We start from the raw sequence: 21256 nt of genomic DNA, 5'->3' as shown, positions 1-21256 counted from the left end.
GGCGTCGATCTGACGCCGGCGCAGGCGGGCATTCCGGGTTGAACGCCGATCAACGCTCCGGCTATTTTCCTGGGGAAATTCCGCCTGATACAGCTCCAGCAATTCGGCTTCACTATGGAAACCGTTTGGATCGACGGATTCCCGATAGGTCTCAAGCGTCGGCATCTCGCTGGTTGCAAGCCGCTGTGCGTCAGGAATGCTGCCTGGTCTCAGGCGTAGAAGATGCGTGGCTTCGACATCGCGGGTGCGGCGCGCAGCGCCCGACAGGGTGTCGCGCAACAGGCCGATCAGACGTCGGGTCGCTCGGATATCGGTGGTTGCGTCGCCGTAAGTCGCATGCAGTTGCTCGAGCGACACGCCATCCAGATATCCGCGATAGAGCGCGAAATGTTCGCGAGTAAGCCGCTTGATTGAGCTGCGGTTCTCGGGATTGCGAACGGATGACGTAGGTAAAGCAGCTGGCATGAGTTATTTATGCTTACGTTTCAATAGCTTGGAGGGAGGCTACCAGCGTAGAGGCGGTTTGACAACAAAAAACGCTACATCTGATAAGTATACGGATATGGGCGAAGTTTGGCCGTACCCCGACGAGTCATTTGACGTCCAATGACTCGTCGGGATGAGATCGGTGGGGACGGAAATCTGGAGACGCCTATGAACGAAGCGGCGTCGAATGTCGATACTGGGGAGAGTTCTCCAGGTTCAGCGGCCGAAGAACAATGAGGACAATGCAACGTTGTCGTCACATTGAACGAATCGTGCGCGTCGGTCCTCGTCAGAGACCCACACGCACCATTACGACGAGTTACCAAAAAACCGCGGCGATTGCGTTACGCAGCGAGCGCTTCGGCCACCACGGTGGCCAGGGGCGTAGTCGGCCGGCCAAGGAGTTGACTCAACTGATGACTCTCATCGAAGAGTGCGCCCTTCGATGCACCCGTATCCGAGTCCGAGAGCAGCGCAGCCACAACTTCCGGCAACCCGACGCTGACCAGCGCGGCTTTGTACTCCGCCTCGGAGAGATTCCGGTATTCGACCTTCTTGCCCGACTGCCGCGTTACTTCGGCCGCGAGGTCGGCGAGGGTATAGGCGGAATCGCCGGCCAGCTCATAAACGCGTCCCGCCTGGGCGTCGCGAGTCATCACCAGCGCTGCCGCTTCCGCATAGTCCGCGCGTGCCGCCGAGGCAATCTTGCCGTCGCCTGCGCTGCCGAGGATCGCGCCGTGTTCGAGTGCGGGGGCGAGGCTGCGGGTGTAGTTCTCGGTGTACCAACCGTTACGTAGCAAAACGAACGGTACGCCCGACGCGCGCAGTGCCTCTTCGGTCTCGCGATGTTCATCGGCGAGTCCCAGCGGCGATGTATCGGCGCGCAGCACGCTGGTGTAGCCGATCAATTGCACGCTGTTGCGTTTCGCGGCATCGATTGCGGCGCGATGCTGGACTGCGCGCTGGCCAAGTTCACTCGATGAAATCAGCAATAACTTGTCCGCGCCCTTGAAGGCAGCCTCGAGCGTGGCCGGTTCGTTATAGTCGGCGCGCCGGACTTGCACGCCCAGCGCGGCGAGATCGGCCGCCTTCTCCGGGCTGCGTACGGCGGCAACAATTTCGCTCGCTGGTTGAGTCTTCAACAACGCTTTGATAACAAGTCGGCCAAGTTGGCCGGTGGCTCCGGTAACGACGATCATGATCAAACTCCTGGGATGAATGCGACAGAAACCGTACCGTATCGGATAAACTAACTTTTCGTAAGTACGTACGCCGAGGTAAGTATCCATGGACTCAAAAGTTGATTTGGCCCGCGACGGCGTGCCGTTGTCGGATCTGGTGCGTCGCGGTGAATTGCTCTCAGCGGATTGCCCATCGCGGGAAGTGCTCAAGCATGTCACCAGCCGGTGGGGTGTTCTCGTGTTGATGGTGTTGCTCGAGCAGACCTGCCGTTTCAGCGATTTGCGCCGCCGGGTGGATGGCGTGAGCGAAAAGATGCTTGCGCAGACGCTGCAGTGGTTGGCCGCCGATGGTTTTGTGATACGCACTGCGTATGACGAAGTGCCGCCGCATGTGGACTATCGGCTGACCCCACTGGGGGAGGAAGTCGCGCGCCAGGTCACGTCGTTGGCAGACTGGATTGAGGTGAATCTGTCGCGCATCCTGAATGCGCGGACGGTGGACGCGTAGAAGGATCAGCTCTGGTCAGCTACCGCGCGTGGTGTTGCGGCCGACGCGCTGCCCGATCACTTGCACGCCGCGCGGAAGCGTACGTTGCAGCGGCTGAAGTTGCTGGCCGTGCTGGCCGAGCCGGATCTGCCGCCCTATATGCAACGGATCGTTTAAGTGCCCGGGCAATACGGCTGACGGGAACTTATCGACGGCCAACGTCTGGAAGCGCAACGCTTTCGCTTGGCACAAGATTACCGCGCATCCAGTCTTCAAGCCCACAAGTGGCCATGCCGCGTTGGGCATTGAACGTCTTCGACTTGTCCCACGCCACGCCTTTTCCTTCAGCGAATACCGCGCGATATTTCTTGATCGAATTATCAGGATCCTCCGCCAGTTCGCGCTTCAGGTCCGGCACGCTCCACTCGGTACGATCCACGTTCAGGTCCAAAAGATCATCGACTGCATCGGCGAGCTGACGGTAAGTAATGGTGTCGCCGGCTATGTACACAATCTGATCGGCGATGCGCGGTTCCGCGAACACAATCTCGGTGGTCAGCGCGCCAATGTCATCCGCCGTCGTCACGGTCACGGCGTTGTCCCAGCTTCCCAATGCATTCACGGTGTTTTGGCCGAGGTCCACCACGCCAAACGAGGGTTCGAAGAGAAAGCTGGTAAACATGCCTGTTGATACGATCACCCATTCCGTCCGATCTTGCGAGCGCAGCAGGTCGCGCACGTCGAGCTGCTCGTCAAACAGATCCTGCGGACTACCCCGGCCGATGACATCGTAGTCGACGCCGAATTGCCACGGGAAATATCGCTTCACGTCCGCCTTCAGCACGGCGCGGGCGAGCTTGCGCTGAACGCCGCTGCCGCCCACGAACCCAGTGCACGAGATAACCGTATGGAAGCGGCCAAAAACAGCGGCAAGCGATTCTTCCGATTGCTGCGCCAGATCGCCCGGAAGCAGTTCGATGCCAAGCGAACGCAGCTCGGCAATGTCCTTCTGCTTGGCGGCATCTTGCGAATCAATTGTCGACGGGCGCAGGAGAGCCGCGATAGAAATGACTGACGCCGGCGTAGCGCGGCGCGCCAGACTGCGCAACATGGCCATGCCGAGTTCGCCGGCACCCAGCACGAGAATAGAATTAGCATGCGACATACGAGTACCCTTTTAGCTTGAGAGAAGTTATTGGAAGCGCGTGCTTGCGCGACCCGTCATCACCGGCTTAACGCTCCGCAGTGCTTTGAAGGGGAAGTCAGAGGGGAGATCAGCCGGACACTCGGAAGTCTAGGGGCGGGGAGGCGTTGCATTGTTCGCCGACACGGAAATGAGAACGCGTGTGCATCGAACGATCCGGCGGGAGAGGCCGGAGGTAAGTGCAGGACGAACACCCTTGCCGAACTTTCCGAACTGCCCGCAGCCGACAAAATACGAACCGGACACCTACCCCGTTCATGGACAAACTTCAAGCGATGACAACTTTTGCGCGCGTCGTCGAAACGCAGAGCTTCAGCAAGGCGGCAGAGACGCTGTCAATGCCCCGGTCATCGGTCACGACGCTGATCAAGAATCTTGAGCGGCATCTGGGTACACCGCTGCTTCGGCGAAGTACGCGGACGCTCAGCCTCACCGATGCGGGCGAGCGCTACTACGCGTCATGCCGGGCAATCCTGTCGGACATAGCTCAGGCAGAGAGCGGCTTGCTGGCGGACGCAACAACTCCGCATGGGCGAATACGGGTGGGTATGCCGGGTGTACTAGGCCGCGCGATCGTGTTGCCGCGGCTGCGGGAATTCGAGCATCTTTTTCCCGGCATTGAACTCACGCTGGTTCTCAGCGATCGCCCCGTCGATCTGATTTACGATGGTATTGATTGCGTCATCCGAACCGGCGAGCTGACTGATTCCACATTGACCGCACGCAGGCTGGGCGAACTGAACTGGCTGACCTGCGCGGCGCCGCGATATCTGAAGGAGTACGGAGAACCTGACGGCGTCAAAGCGCTGAGTGCTCATCGCGCGGTCAACTATATATCGAACGCCACGGGCCGGCCGCTTGACTGGCGCTTTAATGTCGATGGTGAAAGCGTCGCCATGACTATGCCAAGCCGCTTTGCCGTCAACGAAACAGAAGCGTATTTGCAATGCGGCCTGGAAGGATTGGGACTGATCCAGTTGTCGGAGTTTGTCGCGTCACCGTACCTCGAAACTGGGCGTCTCAAAGAGGTTCTGGCAAGCGTCCGATGCTCGCCCGTACCCATTTCAATCGTCTATCCGAACGGTAGAAATGCGGGCGCGGCAATCAAGGCTTTTGTCGATTGGGTCATCCAGATTTTTCCGCAAAGCGGCGTCAATCCGGATGCAGGATCAAGATGAAAAACCGCTTCAGGACATCTTCAAGGCGCACCCAGTACCCGGCCGTTGATCTTCTCTCCGTACATCGAATTGGGTGACTCGTGATACTTCGCACGGGTCGCCTCGACGGAGCCGGCAAAGCGCGGATCCTGTGGCCGCTCCTGACTATCCATGAACGTTGCAACGTCCCACGCTTGCTGGTCAGTCAGCGTATTGCCTAAACCCAGTGGCATGTTCGCCTTGATGAACCCGGCGGCGTTCTGAATTTCGCCCATCCCCGCGCCCCAATTAAAAGAATGCGCTCCCCACAGCGCGGGAAAAACTGCCTTGCCTCCACTCGACTGACCTTGCCCATCCGCTGCATGGCACAAGGCGCAGTGCTGTGCGTAGACTTGACTGCCCCGCGTGTAGTCGGCCTTCAGGGCGGGCGGGGGCAGCTTGGGGTAACCCTGTCCGGGAAGCTTTTCACCCACCGGGGCGCCTTTCGCCAGCCAGAAGGCGTAAGTCTCGAGTGCGACGAGCACGGGGTCGCCAAGTGGCGGCGCCTTGCCGTTCATGCTGTAGCGGAAGCATCCCTGCATACGCTCGGCGAACGAATTGACGTGCCCATTCTTGCTTCTATACGCCGGATATAAAAGATACGCTGCCCACAGCGGGCTTGAATCTGGCTTGCGCCCGGCGTCCAGATGGCAACTCGCACAATTCAATGCGTTGCCGACGTACTTCCCCGCAAATTCCGGCGTGTCAGTAAAAATCTGCTCTCCTAACTTGATCGATTTGCCAAACTCGTTAGTCGGCATCGACGCTTCCGCCGGTGGCGTGAACGCTTTCGCAGCGGATGGCGTGGCGTCGGGCGTCGAAGCATCGGCCGCGTACGTGATGCCGCCTGTCGCACCGAAAGCTGCGACAAACAATCCGGCGAGCGTTCCTCTGGAGAACCACGATTGACTGATCATTGTTTGCTCCCGGCAGGCGCCGCGTTGTTCGATGATCCGACATTGCCCGCGTAGTAAACGGCAACCGCCGAGATGTCCGTATCGGAGAGCTTGCTCACGACAACGGGCATCAGCGCCATCGGACCCGGCGGCCGTGCGCCCATCTTCCATCCATGCAATTGGCTCTCAATATACGCGGCCGGCTGGCCGGCCAATGGCGGGAATGCTGTGCCCACGCCAATGCCGCCAGGGCCGTGGCATTGGGCGCATGCTGGAAGGCCCTGATCCCATCGCCCGCGGGTGGCGATCCACGCACCTGTGTCCGAGGGGGTTATAGCGGTGCTGTCGCCGGCTTTTATTCCCGCAGGCGGCGGCAGAGAACTAAAGTAAAGCGCAACAGCACTGCGTCCATTCGACGACAACAGCTTCGCGAACGGTTGCATGATCGTGCTCTTGCGTTCTCCATTGGCGAACGCCGATAACTGTTCGGAAAGGTAGGCGGCATTGATACCGGCTAACCGGGGAAAGCCAGCCGCGGCGTTGCCTTCGCCTTTCGCACCATGACAACTGATGCATGCAGCGACGCCCTTCGCGGTTCCCTGTGTGGCGATCGTTTTCCCGACCATCATGTTGTCAGCCCGGGCAGTCGATGCGAGCCCCAAGACAATTGCGACAACACCCATGGCAAGCGCGCATCGTGATGACACATTTGTAGCTATAGCGCTCATGTCGTCTCCTGTTGAGCGTCACTTCGCGTAGTGAAAGCCGGCTTGCTGGAGCTCAGGCAAGGTTCCCACTGCGCCGGGTGTCACGATCGCGCTGGGGATGATGTGGTTGGTGAGCTCCGCCGCGAGCGCGTCCAGGGATAGCTTGTCGGGATTCGTGTTGGCGCCGATCAGCCTGGCAGCCAGTTCCCAAATCGCGTTATGGCATGACAGAAAGACGACCCCCCGGCGTTGCAACGCGGGAATGCTGTTGTCATGCGATGAAAACGCGCCCTGCGCATTCTCATGATCTGCTACGCCCGGCGAACCAGCCGATTTGTCGTCGAGCAACGAGTTGTTCGTGAACTTGTCACCCGCCAGTTTCGCGAGACCGTACTTGTCCCACATCGTTTGCTCGAACAAGGCCAGATGTGCCGACCCGTGGGTCGCGGAGACAACGAGGAATTCAGGATGTTTGTAGGACCAGATCTGCGCATTCAGCGAGTTGCGCATCAGGTTGAGCCATGGTCCGCCAATCTCCGTGTTATCCCACACCTGCCGTTGGCCACCGCGATACCCAATCACTTCCGACAATGCCTCGTGGTCCCATTGGTCCGGCCGCTCGAGAATCATCGGCACGGTTTTGAAATCGCGTCGCCGCGGGGCTTCCTCCAGGCGCTTGACGAGCTGAGCCAGACTGGATGCGCCGTCAGGTAACAGGGTGGAGGCTTCCGCGGCGATGGCCCGTGCCTGACCTGTCGCGCTCAGGATCACCGTGCCGGCTGTGAGTCCGAAGGTCTTCAACGCGTTGCGCCGTGCTTTTTTGTCTGTCATGTTCACTGTCTCCGAGTGAGGGTTCAAAGCCGGTTGAGGAAGCAACCCGATTAGATCCGTGTGCACCGAAGGGGGTGTCCAGCCCCGCTTTGCGAAGATTGCCGCGCCTTCTTGTCAGAGCGCTCAAGAGCCCGACGGCCCACATACCGTATTGATAGACAAATAATTGATTAGTTATCCTTTGATACGGCAAGCGGATAAAACTGGCTGAGCGCCTGATTGAACGTCGCTTTGGAGAAGGGGCCCAGATGCGCCGCTAACAGCCGGCCGTTTGCGTCGTAGAAAAGGGTGGTTGGAAAGCCAACAGCGCCTACTGCTTTCGCAACGGCGTGCGCGGGATCAAGAAGGGAATTTCGGATATGTAGATCTTGCGATTCAAGGTAAGCATCGACATGACCCGCTGTTTCTCCCTGATTCACAAACACGAGGTGGACGCCGGGGTGGTCAATTTGTGCCCGCGCAAGCACGGGCATTTCGGACTGGCACGGGCCACACCACGACGCCCAGAGATTAATCACAGTCGGACGACCGTCCCTTTTCGTGAGAGCTTGTGAATCGCCGTCGCGATTCATCAATGCGATCGACGGAATGGTCTCGGGCGTTTTATATAACTCGACAGCAGCATTCGCGAGGCCCCAGACCAGTACGCCCGACGATACGGCGATAACCAGCGATTTCCGGATCGCCGGTAAGCGAAAGAAAAATCGTGCGGTCACACAGAGCCCGCCAAGGACACCCGCGATAAGGTCGAACCCGAGATCGCGAATATCGAACATTTTTAGGAAGTCATCCTGGAAGTCGGGGAAAAAGCGAATGACAAACGACAAGCGCGCAACCAGCAACCCGACCCAAACGCTGGTGAAGAGTGCCCGTTGAAGCTTCTGCTCGCCATGACTTACGAATTGTGCAACAGCCAACGCCACCGCGACACTCAACAAGAAAATCAGCGGGTGCAGGGGTAACGCGATCGGGCCTATGTTCACTTCCAACCCCATGCTTCTCGCCGTCTATAGCGTCATCAAGCTGTATCCATCGTGTTGTAAAACGGTAATGGTCGTGAGCGCTGACAGCGAGCGCGTGACCCCGGGGAGAAGTCCATCCTGCGTGAAATCGTTGCCGATCAGCGCCTGCGCGCAAACCGATACCTCAACGCCCGCGGCCTGCAACGCAGCAATGACACGCACATTGGGGTTTGGCCTTCCGTCGAGGGCCTGGTATTGCGCGTCGTTCAAAACACTGGATGTTGCTTCGCCGTGGATAACGGCGACACATTGAAGGCGATCGGGCGTCACACCGGACATCCTGTACAAGTTCACGGCTCGCGCAACACGTTCGAGTCCCGCGTTAGGGGCATCAGGTTTTTTACCCGGAGCGCTGACGGAGAAGACGATTTTGTATGTCGCGTGCGCATCCGGAACATGAACCGCGCCCTCGATCCAATGCGCTTTACCGAATTGCTCGATGACTGGGCTGCCGTCAATAGAATGATCTTGCGTCATGATTTTCCCGCATCGAGTGGCATATTGGGTTGATCCAGAGTTGACGCGCCGGTGCGGCGTTGGCTGTCCGAGAAAATGATAGTCCTTGGACGGAAGCGGTCGAAATTCATCGCGCCTGCCATGAGTGATACAGCATATAGGCAGCGACCGAAATGATCATCGCGGAGAAAACGCGATTCAGCGCGCCGCGCTTGCGTGCAAGGCGGCTTGCCGCCTGCGCGCCAGCCAAGCCGCCAACCACACCGCCGCCGACAAATTCCGCCGCAACCAGCCAGTCGACCTGACCCGAGAGCGAGTAGTTGATTGCTGTCGTCAAACCAAACGAACCCACCGCGAATAACGACGTGCCGATTGCATCGACGATCTGCATTCGACCCGCGAACATCAAGCCCGGGACCACCAGAAAACCTCCGCCGATCCCGAAGAATCCCGACAAGCTTCCTGCCCCCAATCCCGTCCCGCATAAGCGCGGATAAGGCGTCGGGTAAGCGTCGCCAGTGGCCGCTGCCGATGGGCGCGGCCGGAGCATGAGGAAAGCGACAAAGCACATTACAAACGCAAAATAAGTCAAAAGCCTCTGGCCGTCGATCAGCTTGCCGACGGACGAGCCAAGCGTCGCGCCAAGCACGCCGCTCGCCGCGAACGCGAAGGCCGGTCCCCACCGCACATGTCCGGCTCGCGCGTGCGGGATCATGTTGATGTAGGCGCTGACTGCGACCGCCAACGCCGCGGTCCCGATCGCGATGTGCGGATTGTGAACGCCGACCACGTAGAGAATGAGCGGCACGGCAAGGATCGAACCGCCTCCGCCGACGAGGCCGAGGGAGAAGCTCACAAAACCGCCGCACAGCACTGCTGCGACAGCTTGTGTCGCTGGGGTGGAAGCAAGGATCATCGATCAGCCCTGGCGCTTTACTGGCGTCGATGGCTGACCGCATGCCAGGTTCGCAGGGATGGCGACATCCATCATCTTGGGGTTCGGCAGATTCAGACCCCTCATGATCTCCACGTATTCGCTTTCGGTTTTCCCGGCCAGCCTCGGATTGAAGTGCTTCTCCTCGCCAATGCTCGACGCGGTCCATCCCTTGTAATCGTGCGCGGGATAGAGCGTGGTTGCGTCGGGTAGCGTGAACAGCTTGTTGACGATCGAATCCCATGACCGATGCGGATCGCCGCCCTGAAAGTCTGTACGTCCGCTGCCGCGGATGAGCAGGACATCGCCGGTGAAAACGGCCTTGGGTGACGATGGGTCCAGGACGAAGCTAAACGATTCGTTGGTGTGTCCGGGTGTATAGAGCGCGCGTAGTTCGATGCCGTCGAACCGCACGATCTCGTCTTCACGAACGTGCTGCGATACACAATGCGCCTGCGATAATTCGCCCATGATGGTGGTGCAGTGCGTGGCGTCGCGCAGGTCACCCAGCGCTGTGATGTGATCGGCGTGCATGTGGGTGTCAATAGCGTGAACCAGCCGCAGATCCAACTGCTCGATCACTTGCAGGTATTGGTCAAGCTGCTCTTTTACTGGATCGATGATTACCGCCTCTCCGCCTGCACGAGAGGCGAGCACATAGGTGTAGGTGCTCGACTGACTGTCGAAAAATTGCCGGAACAGCATTCCTTTATAACCTTAGAAAAATCGCTATATTACTTTTGAGTATAAGCTTATATTAATACAGAATATAGTATTGAAGGCGTGGAAAGTCAACGGGTGAAAGGCGTCGTGGACTGGGAACGCGGGTGCCGGGACGGGAATCAAGCGTGAGAAATCCGTCCGAAGAAGGCCGCGAATCTACAACTGCAAACGAAAACAGGATTGCGAACGATGGTGGTCGACTGGGTGAATTTCACGCCGATCAAGTCCCTGCTGGGAGGCGCGATGATCGGTCTGTCCGCGGCGCTTTTCATGCTGCTCAACGGGCATATTGCTGGGATCAGCGGGGTGCTTGGCGGCCTTCTGACTGCGGGTGGATGGCGTGACGGGTGGAGAATTTCTTTTGTTGCCGGGCTGTTTGCCGCGCCGGTGCTTTATGTTTTGGTGAGACCTTTATCGCCGATCGTCATCCAGACCAGCGGGCCGCTTCTTGTTCTCGGCGGCTTGCTGGTCGGATTCGGCACGAGCGCGGCAAGCGGCTGTACGAGTGGCCATGGCGTGTGCGGAATATCGCGTGGTTCGGTTCGCTCGGTTGTTGCGACGTTGACTTTCATGATGACGGGTTTCGCGACAGTTTTCGCTATCAGACATGTGTGGGGTGGCTAGCGTGCGAAACATGAGTTCGTTTCTGGCCGGGCTGCTTTTCGGTCTAGGCCTGATCATCTCCGGCATGGCGAACCCCGCTAAGATCCTTGGTTTCCTCGACCTCGCGGGGAATTGGGATCCTTCGTTGGCCTTTGTCATGATTGGCGCAGTCGCGTTTGCATCAGTCGGGTTTTTTGCGAGCCGGCGGACTGGAAAGCCGCTTCTCGAAGAAACCAAGCATCTCCCCACGAAGAAAAAAATCGATGCGCAATTGATCGTGGGAAGCGCGATTTTTGGAGTCGGTTGGGGACTGGCGGGGTTTTGTCCAGGACCGGTCGTGGTAGCGGTGGGCGCGGGGAAACTCGGGGCTGTGGTCTTCCTCGCAGCCATGGTTGCAGGCATGCTTGCCTTCAAGATGTTCGACGCCCAGAGGAATATCAAGCCTAAAGCGAATGCGCGGTAAGCCGTCATCGCGTACGCTTACCCGGACGGCCGAATGCTTCTAGCGGCGCTAACAGTTTTATTGCACGCAATGCCGTTAGCCACGATTCGGAGGGCACTGCCATGAAATCCCTGGTTGACCAGCTTGGACAGTACGCGGTGTATCACCGCGACTCGCGCAACATTGCTTCGCACCTCATTGGCATTCCACTGATCGTGGTCGCGGTTGCGACTTTGCTGGCGCGTCCGGCGGTCGGCATTGCGGGCGCGCTGAGCGTGTCGCCCGCAATGCTGCTCGCCACTGCCGTCGCGGTGTTCTATCTCCGGCTAGACATACGATTCGGTATCCTCATGACTCTCTTGCTCGCGCTGAGTGTGTGGGCGGGGAAGCTGCTCGCAATGCAAACGACCGGGCTCTGGCTCGCTTGGGGCCTGGGCCTGTTTTTTATCGGCTGGGTGATTCAGTTCATCGGACACTACTTCGAAGGCAGCAAACCGGCGTTCGTGGACGATGTAATCGGGCTGGCGGTCGGGCCGCTGTTCATTGTGGCGGAGCTGGCGTTCTTCCTGGGGCTACGCGACTCCGTTCGGCGCGCGATTGAAGAACGCGCTGGCCCCATTCACGGTGCTGCTGGTAAACGAGCCGTTCGATGATCGTCAGCTATTTGTATGGCGTCACCGTTACCGGTCTTTCAGACGCCTAGGGTTTACGCCTAAATTGACAATAATCCCTTGCGCAGTCTGCTGTTAATCTTAAGCGCGTACTTACCTACACTTGAAACACTGAAACGCGAACAGGGTTGTTCGCGAAGAAAATCAAGATTCGGAGGTAGGTCATGAAACTCGTTCAATCGCTTATTGTTGCCGCAGTGCTCGCTGTCCCGGCTGTGTCGTCTTTCGCTCAATCGAATGCGCCTGTTACTCGCGCCGAAGTGAGAGCTCAACTGGTCCAGCTTGAAAAGGCGGGCTATCAACCCGGTCGCGATGACCCGAATTACCCGGCTGATGTTCAAGCTGCAGAAGCACGTGTCGTTGCGCAAAATGGCGCTGCTACCAGCTTCGGCGGTGTAAACGATGGCACGTCGGCATCGGGTGCCCGCGCAGTTGCGAGCCCCGCGCTGAACGACAACGCAAAGTCGATCTACTTCGGCCATTAATCAACACAAGTCAGTCGCGTTGCCAAACCGTCCAGCCATGCTGGCGATGTTGAAGATGGTTCAAAAAGGGTTGATGAGCGCGCAGCGATCCTGTGCGCCTATCGATTAGCTTATGCGTCTTGCGCTATGTCGAACCAACGAATAGCACCTCCTCCAGCGGGGTTGCTCCGATCCCGATGGATTTTGCCCAGCTAGAAGTTGGGCTTTTTTTGGTCACCAGGGCGGCTTCGTTCGTTGCTCGACGGCTCAGCCATGAAGGGATTATCGCGACGCTAGCTGGACCGATCGTGGTGATATCTGCTACTACGCGGCAGTACTGAGTGTTCCAGCATTGACCCAATTGATCGCTTAAGGCAGGCCGGGTTGGCGTCCGGTCGTTCGACCGGCGCAAGCGAAACCAAGGCTCATTGCCTGAGACTGGCCTTGATCTGCGAAGCAACGTCTGCCCTGAGCGCATAGCGTTTGCGCCGTGCCGCGTTCCCCGAGTCTGTCCCTTGCTGATCCGCCATATAAAGTGCCGGCGGCCCAAGCACGAACCACCCATTCCAGTCATTGAACGCGCCACATTCGCGCGACAAACTATCGTAGTCGGCGGACACCCGGCGCTTGCGCAGACAGTAGCGCCAGTTCGCATACACATGGGCGTGCTTCGACACAATGAACGTCCCGTCCACATCGAGCGCTTGCGCTACGCATTGCGCCAGGTAGATCACGAAGATTTTGGGCCGCAGCCCGTGCCAGCGCTTCGTCAGCACACGAAACAGCTCGCGTCCGTTCACCGATTTATCCGGACCCTGCACGGAGCCAATGCACATGCGCGGCCGGCGTACCTTGCCGCCAAGATAAGCAAGGCTGAACGTGCACGACACCACGCGCTGGTCGAGCGCATCGCGAATGCATAAAGTCCAGTCGCCTTCTCTCTGGAAATGTTCGATCGATTCGAGCGACACCTGCCAGCGTTCGAGCCCGACCGAGAAGTGCGCGACTGGCACCCGTCCAACAGTTGCGATCCGGTTGGCCAGATGCGGCACGCGCTGTTGCGTGAGCATATGGTGATCCAGGCTCGCGACAAGCCGTTCGCCCGGACTGAAACGGCCGTGCAGGAATGGCCGGTGCATGCGTTCAAGCGTGGCGGGGTGGCGCTTCACCAGATCGAGCAGCGGCTCACTTGAACAGCGCTCGAGCCACACGTTCGTCGTCTGCCAGCAAACCAGCGAGCGTAGCCAGAAACGCATACGCCGCCAGCGGTGGAAGCGGCTCGCGCCCGGGTAAAGTGCGCTCCCGGCGCGCTGGATCGCGGCGCAGGCATGGGCGAGATCGGCCAGCCACCGTGAACCCGCACCAAACCATCCGATTAGTAGAGGCATCCCGGCAGATCCTTTCAGTGTTTCGATCGAAAGGATGCTAGCGGCGGCCCTTACGCCTTCGTGTCGAATTACTTGGAGAATTGTCGAGTTTTGTCGAGCGATCCGGGCCTGATCCGGCGCGTCCGGTATCCTTCGCGTCGCGCGGACACGTCCAGCCAGTGGGGATAAACGGGACGCTTCGCAGTATTATTCGGGCAGCGTCCGCTGGCGCTGACCGTATTGTGTACGCTGCCGTCACTGTGGTAGGCCAGCATCCCAACCAGTCCGTCTGGAAAGAACCCCTCATGCCCTTCCGGATTCTGCTCGTAGAAGACGACGACCGCCTGTCCGCGCTGGTCGCCGGCTATCTGCGCAAACATGATTACCACGTCGACGTCGTGCTGCACGGCAACGACGCGGTTCCGGCCATCCTGAAAGGCCAGCCCGACCTGGTGATCCTCGACGTCAACCTGCCGGGCAAGGATGGCTTCCAGATCTGTCGTGAGGCACGCGAGCACTTTGACGGCGTGATCATCATGGTGACCGCTCGCGACGACCAGTTCGACGAAGTGCTGGGCCTCGAATTCGGTGCCGATGACTACGTTCACAAGCCAGTCGAGCCGCGCATCCTGCTGGCACGCATCAAGGCGCAACTGCGCCGCGAGGTGGGCCGCATCGCCAACGCGGCCAGTCAACCGGACAGCTTTTCGTTCGGCAAATTCGAGATCAGCCGTGCGAGCCGCAGCGTGAAGCTGCCGGACGGCAGCGCGCCTGAGCTGACTTCAGCGGAATTCGACTTGTTGTGGGCATTGGTGAGCTGTGCGGGCGAAGTGGTCAGCCGCGACAACCTGATGCGGCAGTTGCGCGGGCTCGAATTCGACGGCCTTGACCGCACCATCGACGGCGGCATCTCACGGCTGCGCCGGAAACTGCAAGACGATACAAGCACGCCGCAGCGTATCAAGACCATCCGCGGCAAGGGCTATCAGTTCAGCACGGGCGCGTGGGACTAAAGCCGCGAAGAACGGAAGCTCGGAAGCACGGAGCTGTATCGACAAAACTCGACAATCGCCCGTGTAACTCGACAGTCATGCGTGCGCGGCGCGGCTAGTATCGCAGGCTTATTCTGCTAAGAGCCTGTGCCATGTCCACCGACGTTTCACCTCCTTCAAATCACGCCGTTCTGATGATTCATGGCCTGGGCGGCACGCGTCACGATTTCGGGTCGCTCGACCGAAAGTTCGAACAGATTGGCTGCGACGTGTACCTGCCGTCGCTACCGGGTCACGGCTCGTGCCCCGACCAGTTGAGCGGCGTGAGCCTGCGCGACTACATGCAACTGTTGAGCCGGACTTACCGGGACCTGGCGTTGCGTTATGAACGTGTCGATGTGGCCGGCATTTCGATGGGCGCATTGCTCGCGGTGATGTTGAGCGCCCGCGAGCGCATGGGTAAAGGTAAAGGCCGCCTGATCCTGCTGTCGCCGCCGCTTTTCCTCGATGGTTGGGCCGGGTCGCGTTTCCAGCCGCTGCGTTACCTGCTGTATTGCGTGCCGGGATTGCGCAACCTGATTCGCGTGCCAGAGGGCGAGCCGTTCGGCATCAAGAACACGCGTATCCGCAACCTGATCCGCCGGCATCTGCTGAAGGGCGGCGGTGCGCATTATCCGTACGTGCCGCTTGCCGCGATTGCCCAGGTGGACTGGATGCGGTTTGCCGTCAAACGCGCGTTGTCGCGTGTCACGTGCGAGACGCTTGTGATGCATTCGGAAGAAGACGAAGTCACGAGCATCCGATCCGCCGAGTTCGTCTGCAAACATCTCGGCACGCGCGACGTCACGCTGGTGCGCCTGACTGACAGCTACCACATGATCACGCTCGATAACGAACGCAACACCGTCGCTGACTACACCGTCGCGTTTGTACAGCGTACCGGTATGCTTGCGTGAGCCGCGCACCGGCGCATTGGTTTGGGCGAGCGCCGCTGTCCGGCTCGCCCGCTCATCTGAACCTGTCCGTGACCATGAACTCTGCCGCACAAAAACTCACCACCTTCCGATACTGCAAATGGCGCTGGCTGCACTTTCGCCGGTCGTGGACCGACACGCGCGCCGACCGCATTCCAAGCTGGTCGAGACTTTTTCTGCGCGCCTATTTTCGTCTGTTGGGGCTGGCGTTGCTCGTCGCCGTGATCCTGCTGCTGGTGTTGGCGTATGTGCTGACGCCGGGCGTGGTGTGGCATGCATTCGACGTGTTGCCGGGCGACGGGGCGTCGATGATCCTGATCGTATTCGCGTTGCCAGCGGTGGTGGCGTATCGCTGGATGCGGCCGGTCTGGCATGACCTCGTGATCATCCGCGAGCGCGCGATCGACTTCACGGGTGGACGTTTCAACACGCGGGCGCAGGTGTCGCATAGCGTGATCCTCGGCCCGTTGGCGCGTACGCTCAATGCGCTGGCCGAACGCATGGAACGCCTGATCGCCGCACAACGCGAACTCACCAACGGCATCTCGCACGAACTGCGCACGCCGCTTGCGCGTGTACGTTTTGCGCTGGAGATACTGCGTCAGCCAAGCTCGACAGCGGAGTACGAACACGCGCTGGCGAGCATTGCGCAGGACGTCACCGAACTCGACGAACTGATCGATATGAGCCTTACGTATGCACGGCTCGAATACAGTTCGCTGCAATCGAGTCTTGAACCTACATCGCTGGTAGCGTGGTTCAACAGCCAGTTGACCGACGCCACGCTGATGTACGCGGACAAGCAGATCGTGCCGGCGATTGAGATCGACGAGACGGTGCAGGTCGTGATGGACAAGCGCCTGATGTCGTATGCCATGCGCAACCTGCTCCGCAACGCCAGCAAATATGCGCGCTCGCGGATCGTGGTCGGTTTATCCGTGCGTCACGGCAACGTGGAGATCTTTGTAGAAGACGATGGAACGGGTGTGCCGGAAAGCGAGCGCGAGCATATTTTCAACGCGTTCGTGCGACTCGATCGCCATACTGCGGGCTACGGAATCGGCCTCGCGATTACTCGTCAGGTGCTGCACGCGCACAACGGCCGGATCGGCGCCACCGACCCCGTCACGTTGGCCGGTGCGCGCTTCGAGTTGAGCTGGCCGGTGGGTGTTGTTTGAGGCCGGCCGGTGCTGACCATGAACGTCGAGCACAACGGCGCATCAATAGGTGTGTCCAAGCTGGAAGTAGAAGTTTCTCCTGCCGCCCGGCGCAAATGCGACGCCCAGATAGATCGGGCCAAACGAACTCGTGGCGGCTGTAAAGAGCGTGACGCTGCGCTTGAGCGGGCCACTGCCGAATTGCGAGTCGTGCACCCAGACGTTGCCGGCTTCCAGGCTCATCCCCGCATACAAGCCGCGGATGGGCAATGCGTTGAACGCGGCGAGCTGGTTCATGTAGGTGACCTGGCCGTAGACCATCGAATTGCCGGCCAACTGATCAGCGGCATAAGCCGACAGATGCTGGAAACCGCCGAGCGTGAAGCCGAGCGGATTGGTCAGGTTGGTCGTGCTGCCCAGATCGTCGCCAGCCTCGATGCTCGCGTTGAAGCTGTGACGCCCGAAGCTCGCCGCAATAAGTCCCTTGCCATACACCTCCGTGAAGCTATCACTGCCCGCGAACAGAGAGTGCTCCATGCGCAGTTCCGTGAAATACCCCTTGCGCGCAAACAGCGGATCATCGAGCTGATCGATCACAAGGCGTGCTCGTGCACTGATTTGCCTCCCAGAGATGTCCGAGAACAATTGCTCCGAGGGTGGGGCACTGGGGTCGAAGATATCGGCTGGAAAGTTGTATTGCGGCGAACCGAATGCATGCGCATAGGCGACACCGACACGGAAGTCGCCCAGGGTGGCCAGCGGCAGGCCGAAGTCAAGGCCCGCGCGTTCGGTTTGCAGTGAGTATTGGGTCACCTTGGTGTCGCCATCGTCGTTGTAGATGTTCGCGTAGCGACGCTGGAATTCCAGATAAGGCGCGATGTAGTATCCGGCCGCATTCGACAAGGGTTGTCGCAACTCGGCGTGAATGTTCGTCAGGTCGCTGCCGACCGTTGCATCGATACGACCCTCCAGCCCCGACGATGTCAGCCATGGCCGCCGATAACCCACATGCATTCGGAAGCCGCCCGCGTCGGTAGAACTGCTCGACAAGCCAAGCCCGAACAGCAGGAAGTTCGGCCCCCAGTATTTGTCGCGAGCGTCGATCATGAGCGTATGTTCGTCGCCGTCTTCAATGAGTTGCTGCGTGATGCTTTCGAAATCTCCGGCGGTGGTGAGCGCCAGCAGATCCTTGTTGAGCGTCTTGGGATCGTAGACGTCGCCGGGTTTGACGTGCAACGCGTCGCGGATGCGACCCTGCGGCACCGCGCCCCGCGACTCTATTTCGATCCGCGTAATGCGTACCGGCTTTGTTCCGGGAGTTGCGTGCGAGGCGCGATATGCCGCGTACTGCTCGGGCGACAGCGCGAGATGCCGAAGCTTCGGCAGCGCCGCAATCGCGGCTGCCTCGCCCGCGGCAATCGCCTGAGGCGCATTGGCGAAATCCGTGAAGCTCAGCGAGCCGAGCGCCGGTTCGATCAGGACGTCGCCCGCACCCAGTTGCTGGCGTTGCCGCGCGACGTTCTGGTGGATCAGGATGCCGATCATCTGCTGCATCACGTCCGTAGGCGAAGCCAGTGCATCGAGCGGCCGCAGCGGCGAGCCGATATCGACCGCGATCACTACGTTCGCGCCCATCGAGCGGGCGGTTTCGATCGGCAGGTTGCTCACGAGGCCGCCATCGACCAGCGTGCGGCCGTCCACTTCGGCCGGCGAGAACAAGCCGGGCAGCGCCATGCTGGCACGAATGGCCTGCGGCAGCGAGCCGTGATCGAGCACGACCATCTGCCCGGTTTGCAGGTCGGTGGCAATCGCGCGAAACGGAATCGGCAGCCCGTTGAAGGATACGTTCCCGGGGATGGCCGAGGTCCAGTCCTGCAGCAGCGCCTGCAGGCGGTTACCTTGCACGAGGCCGGTCGGCAGCCGGAAGCCGTGCGTACCGAAACCGAAGGACAGGCTGTTCACATACAGCCGCTCGTCTTCGCGTTGCGATTGCGGCAGGTCGGCGCGGGCGGTGACGTCGAAGGCGACATCGGCGAGATTGATCTGCGCGAGGCGGTTCTGCATGTCCTGCGCGGTCATGCCGCTGGCATACAGTCCACCGACCACGGAGCCCATGCTGGTTGCCGCGATGCAGTCCACCGGAATGCGGTTCTCCTCGAGCACTTTCAACACGCCAAGGTGCGCATAACCGCGTGCGCCGCCGCCTGACAGTACGAGACCGATAGCAGGACGATTAGCTGGACCGGAGTCGGCCAGACACGCCGGTGCGGCGGCGTGGGCGGGGCGCACCCATGCTGCCATGCCAATCGCCAGCAACGCGGTGACATAGAGCAGGCGCGGGCCTGCAGTGCGGGATCGATCGCCGGTCGTTATGCTCAGGATTTTTTTGCTCGCCAAGACCCGCATCGTCTACTTCAGGACAGTAAGAAGACCGAGAGGTTACATGGTTTCGCATCCGCGAAAGCGGATCTTGTGGCGCAAGCGTCGATGTGTTGAGAAGCGTCAAGCGCGGGCCGGCTCAGGAGGCAGTGGGCCAGCCAATACGCGCGGCGCGGCGCATGCTTGATCGAACCACCATTTCATGGAACGGCGTGATCAGCAGGATGTAGGTACGTCCCAACAGATTGTGGCATCGCACGACAGTCGATACCGTCAGGTAACGCCCGCCGCCCGCGGCCTCTGCTTTGGTCTCCTGAAACACCGACACCCTGAAGTCGAGATGTTTGTCGTCTTCGCCCAGGACAATCTCGTCGATGGTGCGCTCGTAGATCCTGAAAACGGAGACGTGCTTGTCAGGCTCGGAACGGCCCGATTCCTCCAGGTGTTTCGCTGTCTTGAGGCCAAACCCGGCAACGAGCGCGTCTCGTACTCGCAAGAGCTTTCCAACCCATGCCGCCTGATGCGAAAACATGAATCGGGCGAGTAGTTCGGGATCGGTGGTTGCGTTGTCCGGCAAGCGGATGGTGTAGGCGTCCGCAAGGTTCGGGTGCGCGTACATGCGCGTCACGCGTGAGCTGGGCGGCAACGCAATGGAGGTCACGGACGCAGTTGGATTTTGCATGGACAAGCGACTCCAATGTGATGGCTCGGGGATGACGGCGGACGAGCTAACCGCGAGCGTTATTTGCGACTGTACACCCGCCGTGCGTTTCATTTTTTTGTCGCTACGTTGCACTTTCGCATGCGAACGAGATCACGAAAGCGCTGCGGTACACCCCTGTATAACGGGAGGGTTATTTGCCAAGGGAAATGCAGATGGTAGTGGAGTCCCATCACATTGCTCCGCTTACGCTGCTACCAGGTCCTCGCGATAGAACGGATAGTCCGTATAGCCGACATCCGTGCCGCCAAAGAAGGTGGGGCGATCATACGGATTCAACGGTAGCTGAAGGCGCAGGCGCTCGGGCAGATCGGGATTAGCGATAAAGTCGCGACCAAATGCGACCAGATCGGCATCGCCCGCCTGCAAGATGGCTTCGGCCGTGTTGCCCTTGAAGCCGCCGGCGGCAATGATGATGCCCTTGTAGTGCTTGCGAATCAGTTGCGCGGCAACCGGGTTCTGATCCTTGCTGTCGTCATCCACATTGCCGAGCACACGCGGCTCGATCAGGTGCAGATAGGCAAGGTTCAGTTTGGCCAGTTCCTCCGCTACGTAGCTGAAGAGACCTTCCGGATTACTGTCGGACATATCGCCCCAGGTGCCGCTCGGGCCAAGGCGCACTGCTACGCGGTCGCTGCCCCACACCGAGATCACGGCTTGAGTCGCTTCGATCAGGAAACGGGCACGGTTTTCGAATGAGCCGCCGTAGAGATCGGTGCGCTTGTTGCTGCCGTCCTGCAGGAACTGGTCGAACAGGTAACCGTTAGCGGCGTGCAGTTCTACGCCGTCGAAGCCGGCTTGCTTGCCGCGAATGGCGGCAGCGCGGAAACTCTCGACCAGATCGGCAATCTCGGGGATGGTCAGCGCGCGGCTCGGTGTGTTCGGGACCCAGCCCGCTTCGGTGTAGGCCACGCCGCCATGGGGCACGGCAGACGGTGCCACCGGCTCGGCGCCACCCGGCTGCAATTGGCTGTTGGACTGGCGCCCCGCGTGATAGAGCTGCAGGAAGATGCGGCCGCCTTTGGCGTGCACTGCTTCCGTCACGAGTTTCCAGCCGGCAATCTGACTGTCGTCGTACAGGCCGGGCGCACCCAGGTAGCCATTGCCGTTGGGTGCCGCAATGGTAGCTTCCCCAATCAGTAAGCCACCTTTTGAAGTGCGTTGCGCGTAGTACTCGGCCATCAACGGACCGGGCCTGGCGCTTTCTTCGGCGCGCATGCGGGTGAGCGGCGCCAGCACCACACGGTGGGAAAATTCATAGGGACCGACTTTGACGCTGGAATGAAGTTTGGACATGATTTCCTCAAGATTCTGTGGCTGCTGAAGTTCGATCAACAGCGGGTTTTTAGACCTTGAGGAGAGT

At 59.7% G+C, this 21256-nt stretch carries 23 protein-coding genes; 10 read left to right on the top strand and 13 right to left on the bottom strand.

What is annotated here, in order from left to right; genetic code table 11:
- Window positions 1–222: 222 nt before the first annotated feature.
- A complete protein-coding gene (locus tag SBC1_RS39995; protein WP_241202227.1) occupies window positions 223–414 on the top strand; it encodes a hypothetical protein in 192 nt (63 codons plus the stop codon).
- Between the two features lie 416 nt (window positions 415–830).
- On the opposite strand, the gene SBC1_RS22755 is transcribed toward SBC1_RS39995, so the two are convergent.
- Window positions 831–1685 carry an SDR family oxidoreductase gene (locus SBC1_RS22755; protein WP_165095652.1) on the bottom strand — a complete coding sequence of 285 codons (855 nt, stop codon included), beginning with the start codon at window positions 1683–1685 and terminating at the stop codon, window positions 831–833.
- An 88-nt stretch (window positions 1686–1773) separates the two neighbouring features.
- Here SBC1_RS22755 and SBC1_RS22750 point away from each other — a divergent pair, with 88 nt between their 5' ends.
- A complete protein-coding gene (locus SBC1_RS22750) occupies window positions 1774–2175 on the top strand; it encodes a helix-turn-helix domain-containing protein (protein ID WP_165095656.1) in 402 nt (133 codons plus the stop codon).
- 184 nt (window positions 2176–2359) lie between these two features.
- On the opposite strand, the gene SBC1_RS22745 is transcribed toward SBC1_RS22750, so the two are convergent.
- The gene (locus tag SBC1_RS22745) at window positions 2360–3319 is read right to left on the bottom strand and encodes an aromatic alcohol reductase (RefSeq protein ID WP_165095659.1); all 960 of its coding nucleotides are present in this window, start codon (window positions 3317–3319) and stop codon (window positions 2360–2362) included.
- 296 nt (window positions 3320–3615) lie between these two features.
- Between SBC1_RS22745 and SBC1_RS22740 the strand changes: the two genes are divergently transcribed.
- The gene (locus SBC1_RS22740; protein WP_165095663.1) at window positions 3616–4536 is read left to right on the top strand and encodes a LysR family transcriptional regulator; all 921 of its coding nucleotides are present in this window, start codon (window positions 3616–3618) and stop codon (window positions 4534–4536) included.
- Between the two features lie 20 nt (window positions 4537–4556).
- On the opposite strand, the gene SBC1_RS22735 is transcribed toward SBC1_RS22740, so the two are convergent.
- From SBC1_RS22735 to SBC1_RS22705, 7 genes are all read right to left on the bottom strand, one after another.
- A complete protein-coding gene (locus SBC1_RS22735; RefSeq protein ID WP_165095667.1) occupies window positions 4557–5471 on the bottom strand; it encodes a c-type cytochrome in 915 nt (304 codons plus the stop codon).
- A complete protein-coding gene (locus SBC1_RS22730; RefSeq protein ID WP_165095671.1) occupies window positions 5468–6178 on the bottom strand; it encodes a c-type cytochrome in 711 nt (236 codons plus the stop codon). Before SBC1_RS22730 ends, SBC1_RS22735 begins: the two co-directional genes overlap by 4 nt.
- Window positions 6179–6196: 18 nt before the next feature.
- Entirely contained in the window at window positions 6197–6988 is a 792-nt protein-coding gene (locus tag SBC1_RS22725) for a transcriptional initiation protein Tat (protein ID WP_165095674.1), read from the bottom strand.
- Between the two features lie 170 nt (window positions 6989–7158).
- On the bottom strand, window positions 7159–7983 hold the full coding sequence (locus SBC1_RS22720) for a TlpA disulfide reductase family protein (protein ID WP_165095677.1): 825 nt from the start codon (window positions 7981–7983) through the stop codon (window positions 7159–7161).
- 12 nt (window positions 7984–7995) lie between these two features.
- Window positions 7996–8487, bottom strand: coding sequence for a DsrE family protein (locus SBC1_RS22715; RefSeq protein WP_165095680.1), 492 nt, complete (start codon window positions 8485–8487; stop codon window positions 7996–7998).
- A 106-nt stretch (window positions 8488–8593) separates the two neighbouring features.
- Window positions 8594–9382 carry a sulfite exporter TauE/SafE family protein gene (locus SBC1_RS22710; RefSeq protein ID WP_165095683.1) on the bottom strand — a complete coding sequence of 263 codons (789 nt, stop codon included), beginning with the start codon at window positions 9380–9382 and terminating at the stop codon, window positions 8594–8596.
- Window positions 9383–9385: 3 nt separating this feature from the next.
- The gene (locus tag SBC1_RS22705) at window positions 9386–10105 is read right to left on the bottom strand and encodes an MBL fold metallo-hydrolase (RefSeq protein ID WP_165095686.1); all 720 of its coding nucleotides are present in this window, start codon (window positions 10103–10105) and stop codon (window positions 9386–9388) included.
- Between the two features lie 207 nt (window positions 10106–10312).
- On the opposite strand from SBC1_RS22705, the gene SBC1_RS22700 reads away from it, so the two are divergent.
- The 4 genes from SBC1_RS22700 to SBC1_RS22685 all read left to right on the top strand — a co-directional run bounded on the left by SBC1_RS22700 (window position 10313) and on the right by SBC1_RS22685 (window position 12324).
- On the top strand, window positions 10313–10747 hold the full coding sequence (locus tag SBC1_RS22700; RefSeq protein ID WP_165989021.1) for a YeeE/YedE family protein: 435 nt from the start codon (window positions 10313–10315) through the stop codon (window positions 10745–10747).
- A gap of 10 nt (window positions 10748–10757) precedes the next feature.
- On the top strand, window positions 10758–11189 hold the full coding sequence (locus tag SBC1_RS22695; protein ID WP_241202228.1) for a YeeE/YedE family protein: 432 nt from the start codon (window positions 10758–10760) through the stop codon (window positions 11187–11189).
- A gap of 101 nt (window positions 11190–11290) precedes the next feature.
- On the top strand, window positions 11291–11821 hold the full coding sequence (locus SBC1_RS22690; RefSeq protein WP_165095697.1) for a DUF962 domain-containing protein: 531 nt from the start codon (window positions 11291–11293) through the stop codon (window positions 11819–11821).
- Between the two features lie 182 nt (window positions 11822–12003).
- The gene (locus tag SBC1_RS22685) at window positions 12004–12324 is read left to right on the top strand and encodes a DUF4148 domain-containing protein (protein WP_165095700.1); all 321 of its coding nucleotides are present in this window, start codon (window positions 12004–12006) and stop codon (window positions 12322–12324) included.
- Between the two features lie 404 nt (window positions 12325–12728).
- On the opposite strand, the gene SBC1_RS22680 is transcribed toward SBC1_RS22685, so the two are convergent.
- Complete coding sequence (locus SBC1_RS22680; RefSeq protein ID WP_165095704.1) at window positions 12729–13691, bottom strand: DUF535 family protein; 963 nt, start codon at window positions 13689–13691, stop codon at window positions 12729–12731.
- Between the two features lie 284 nt (window positions 13692–13975).
- Between SBC1_RS22680 and SBC1_RS22675 the strand changes: the two genes are divergently transcribed.
- From SBC1_RS22675 to SBC1_RS22665, 3 genes are all read left to right on the top strand, one after another.
- A complete protein-coding gene (locus SBC1_RS22675; protein ID WP_165095707.1) occupies window positions 13976–14683 on the top strand; it encodes a response regulator in 708 nt (235 codons plus the stop codon).
- A gap of 131 nt (window positions 14684–14814) precedes the next feature.
- On the top strand, window positions 14815–15618 hold the full coding sequence (locus SBC1_RS22670) for a carboxylesterase (protein ID WP_165095710.1): 804 nt from the start codon (window positions 14815–14817) through the stop codon (window positions 15616–15618).
- Window positions 15619–15692: 74 nt separating this feature from the next.
- Entirely contained in the window at window positions 15693–16814 is a 1122-nt protein-coding gene (locus SBC1_RS22665) for an ATP-binding protein (RefSeq protein ID WP_165101322.1), read from the top strand.
- A 42-nt stretch (window positions 16815–16856) separates the two neighbouring features.
- On the opposite strand, the gene SBC1_RS22660 is transcribed toward SBC1_RS22665, so the two are convergent.
- From SBC1_RS22660 to SBC1_RS22650, 3 genes are all read right to left on the bottom strand, one after another.
- Complete coding sequence (locus SBC1_RS22660; RefSeq protein ID WP_165095714.1) at window positions 16857–19199, bottom strand: patatin-like phospholipase family protein; 2343 nt, start codon at window positions 19197–19199, stop codon at window positions 16857–16859.
- Window positions 19200–19311: 112 nt separating this feature from the next.
- Window positions 19312–19854 carry a DUF2867 domain-containing protein gene (locus SBC1_RS22655; RefSeq protein ID WP_165095717.1) on the bottom strand — a complete coding sequence of 181 codons (543 nt, stop codon included), beginning with the start codon at window positions 19852–19854 and terminating at the stop codon, window positions 19312–19314.
- A 225-nt stretch (window positions 19855–20079) separates the two neighbouring features.
- On the bottom strand, window positions 20080–21189 hold the full coding sequence (locus SBC1_RS22650) for an alkene reductase (RefSeq protein ID WP_165095720.1): 1110 nt from the start codon (window positions 21187–21189) through the stop codon (window positions 20080–20082).
- Window positions 21190–21256 lie beyond the last annotated feature (67 nt).

The sequence above is a fragment of the Caballeronia sp. SBC1 genome, from assembly GCF_011493005.1.
Classification (GTDB): Bacteria; Pseudomonadota; Gammaproteobacteria; order Burkholderiales; family Burkholderiaceae; genus Caballeronia.
Note: the sequence above shows the minus strand (reverse complement) of the source record. Positions and strands in the feature narration are given on the sequence as shown.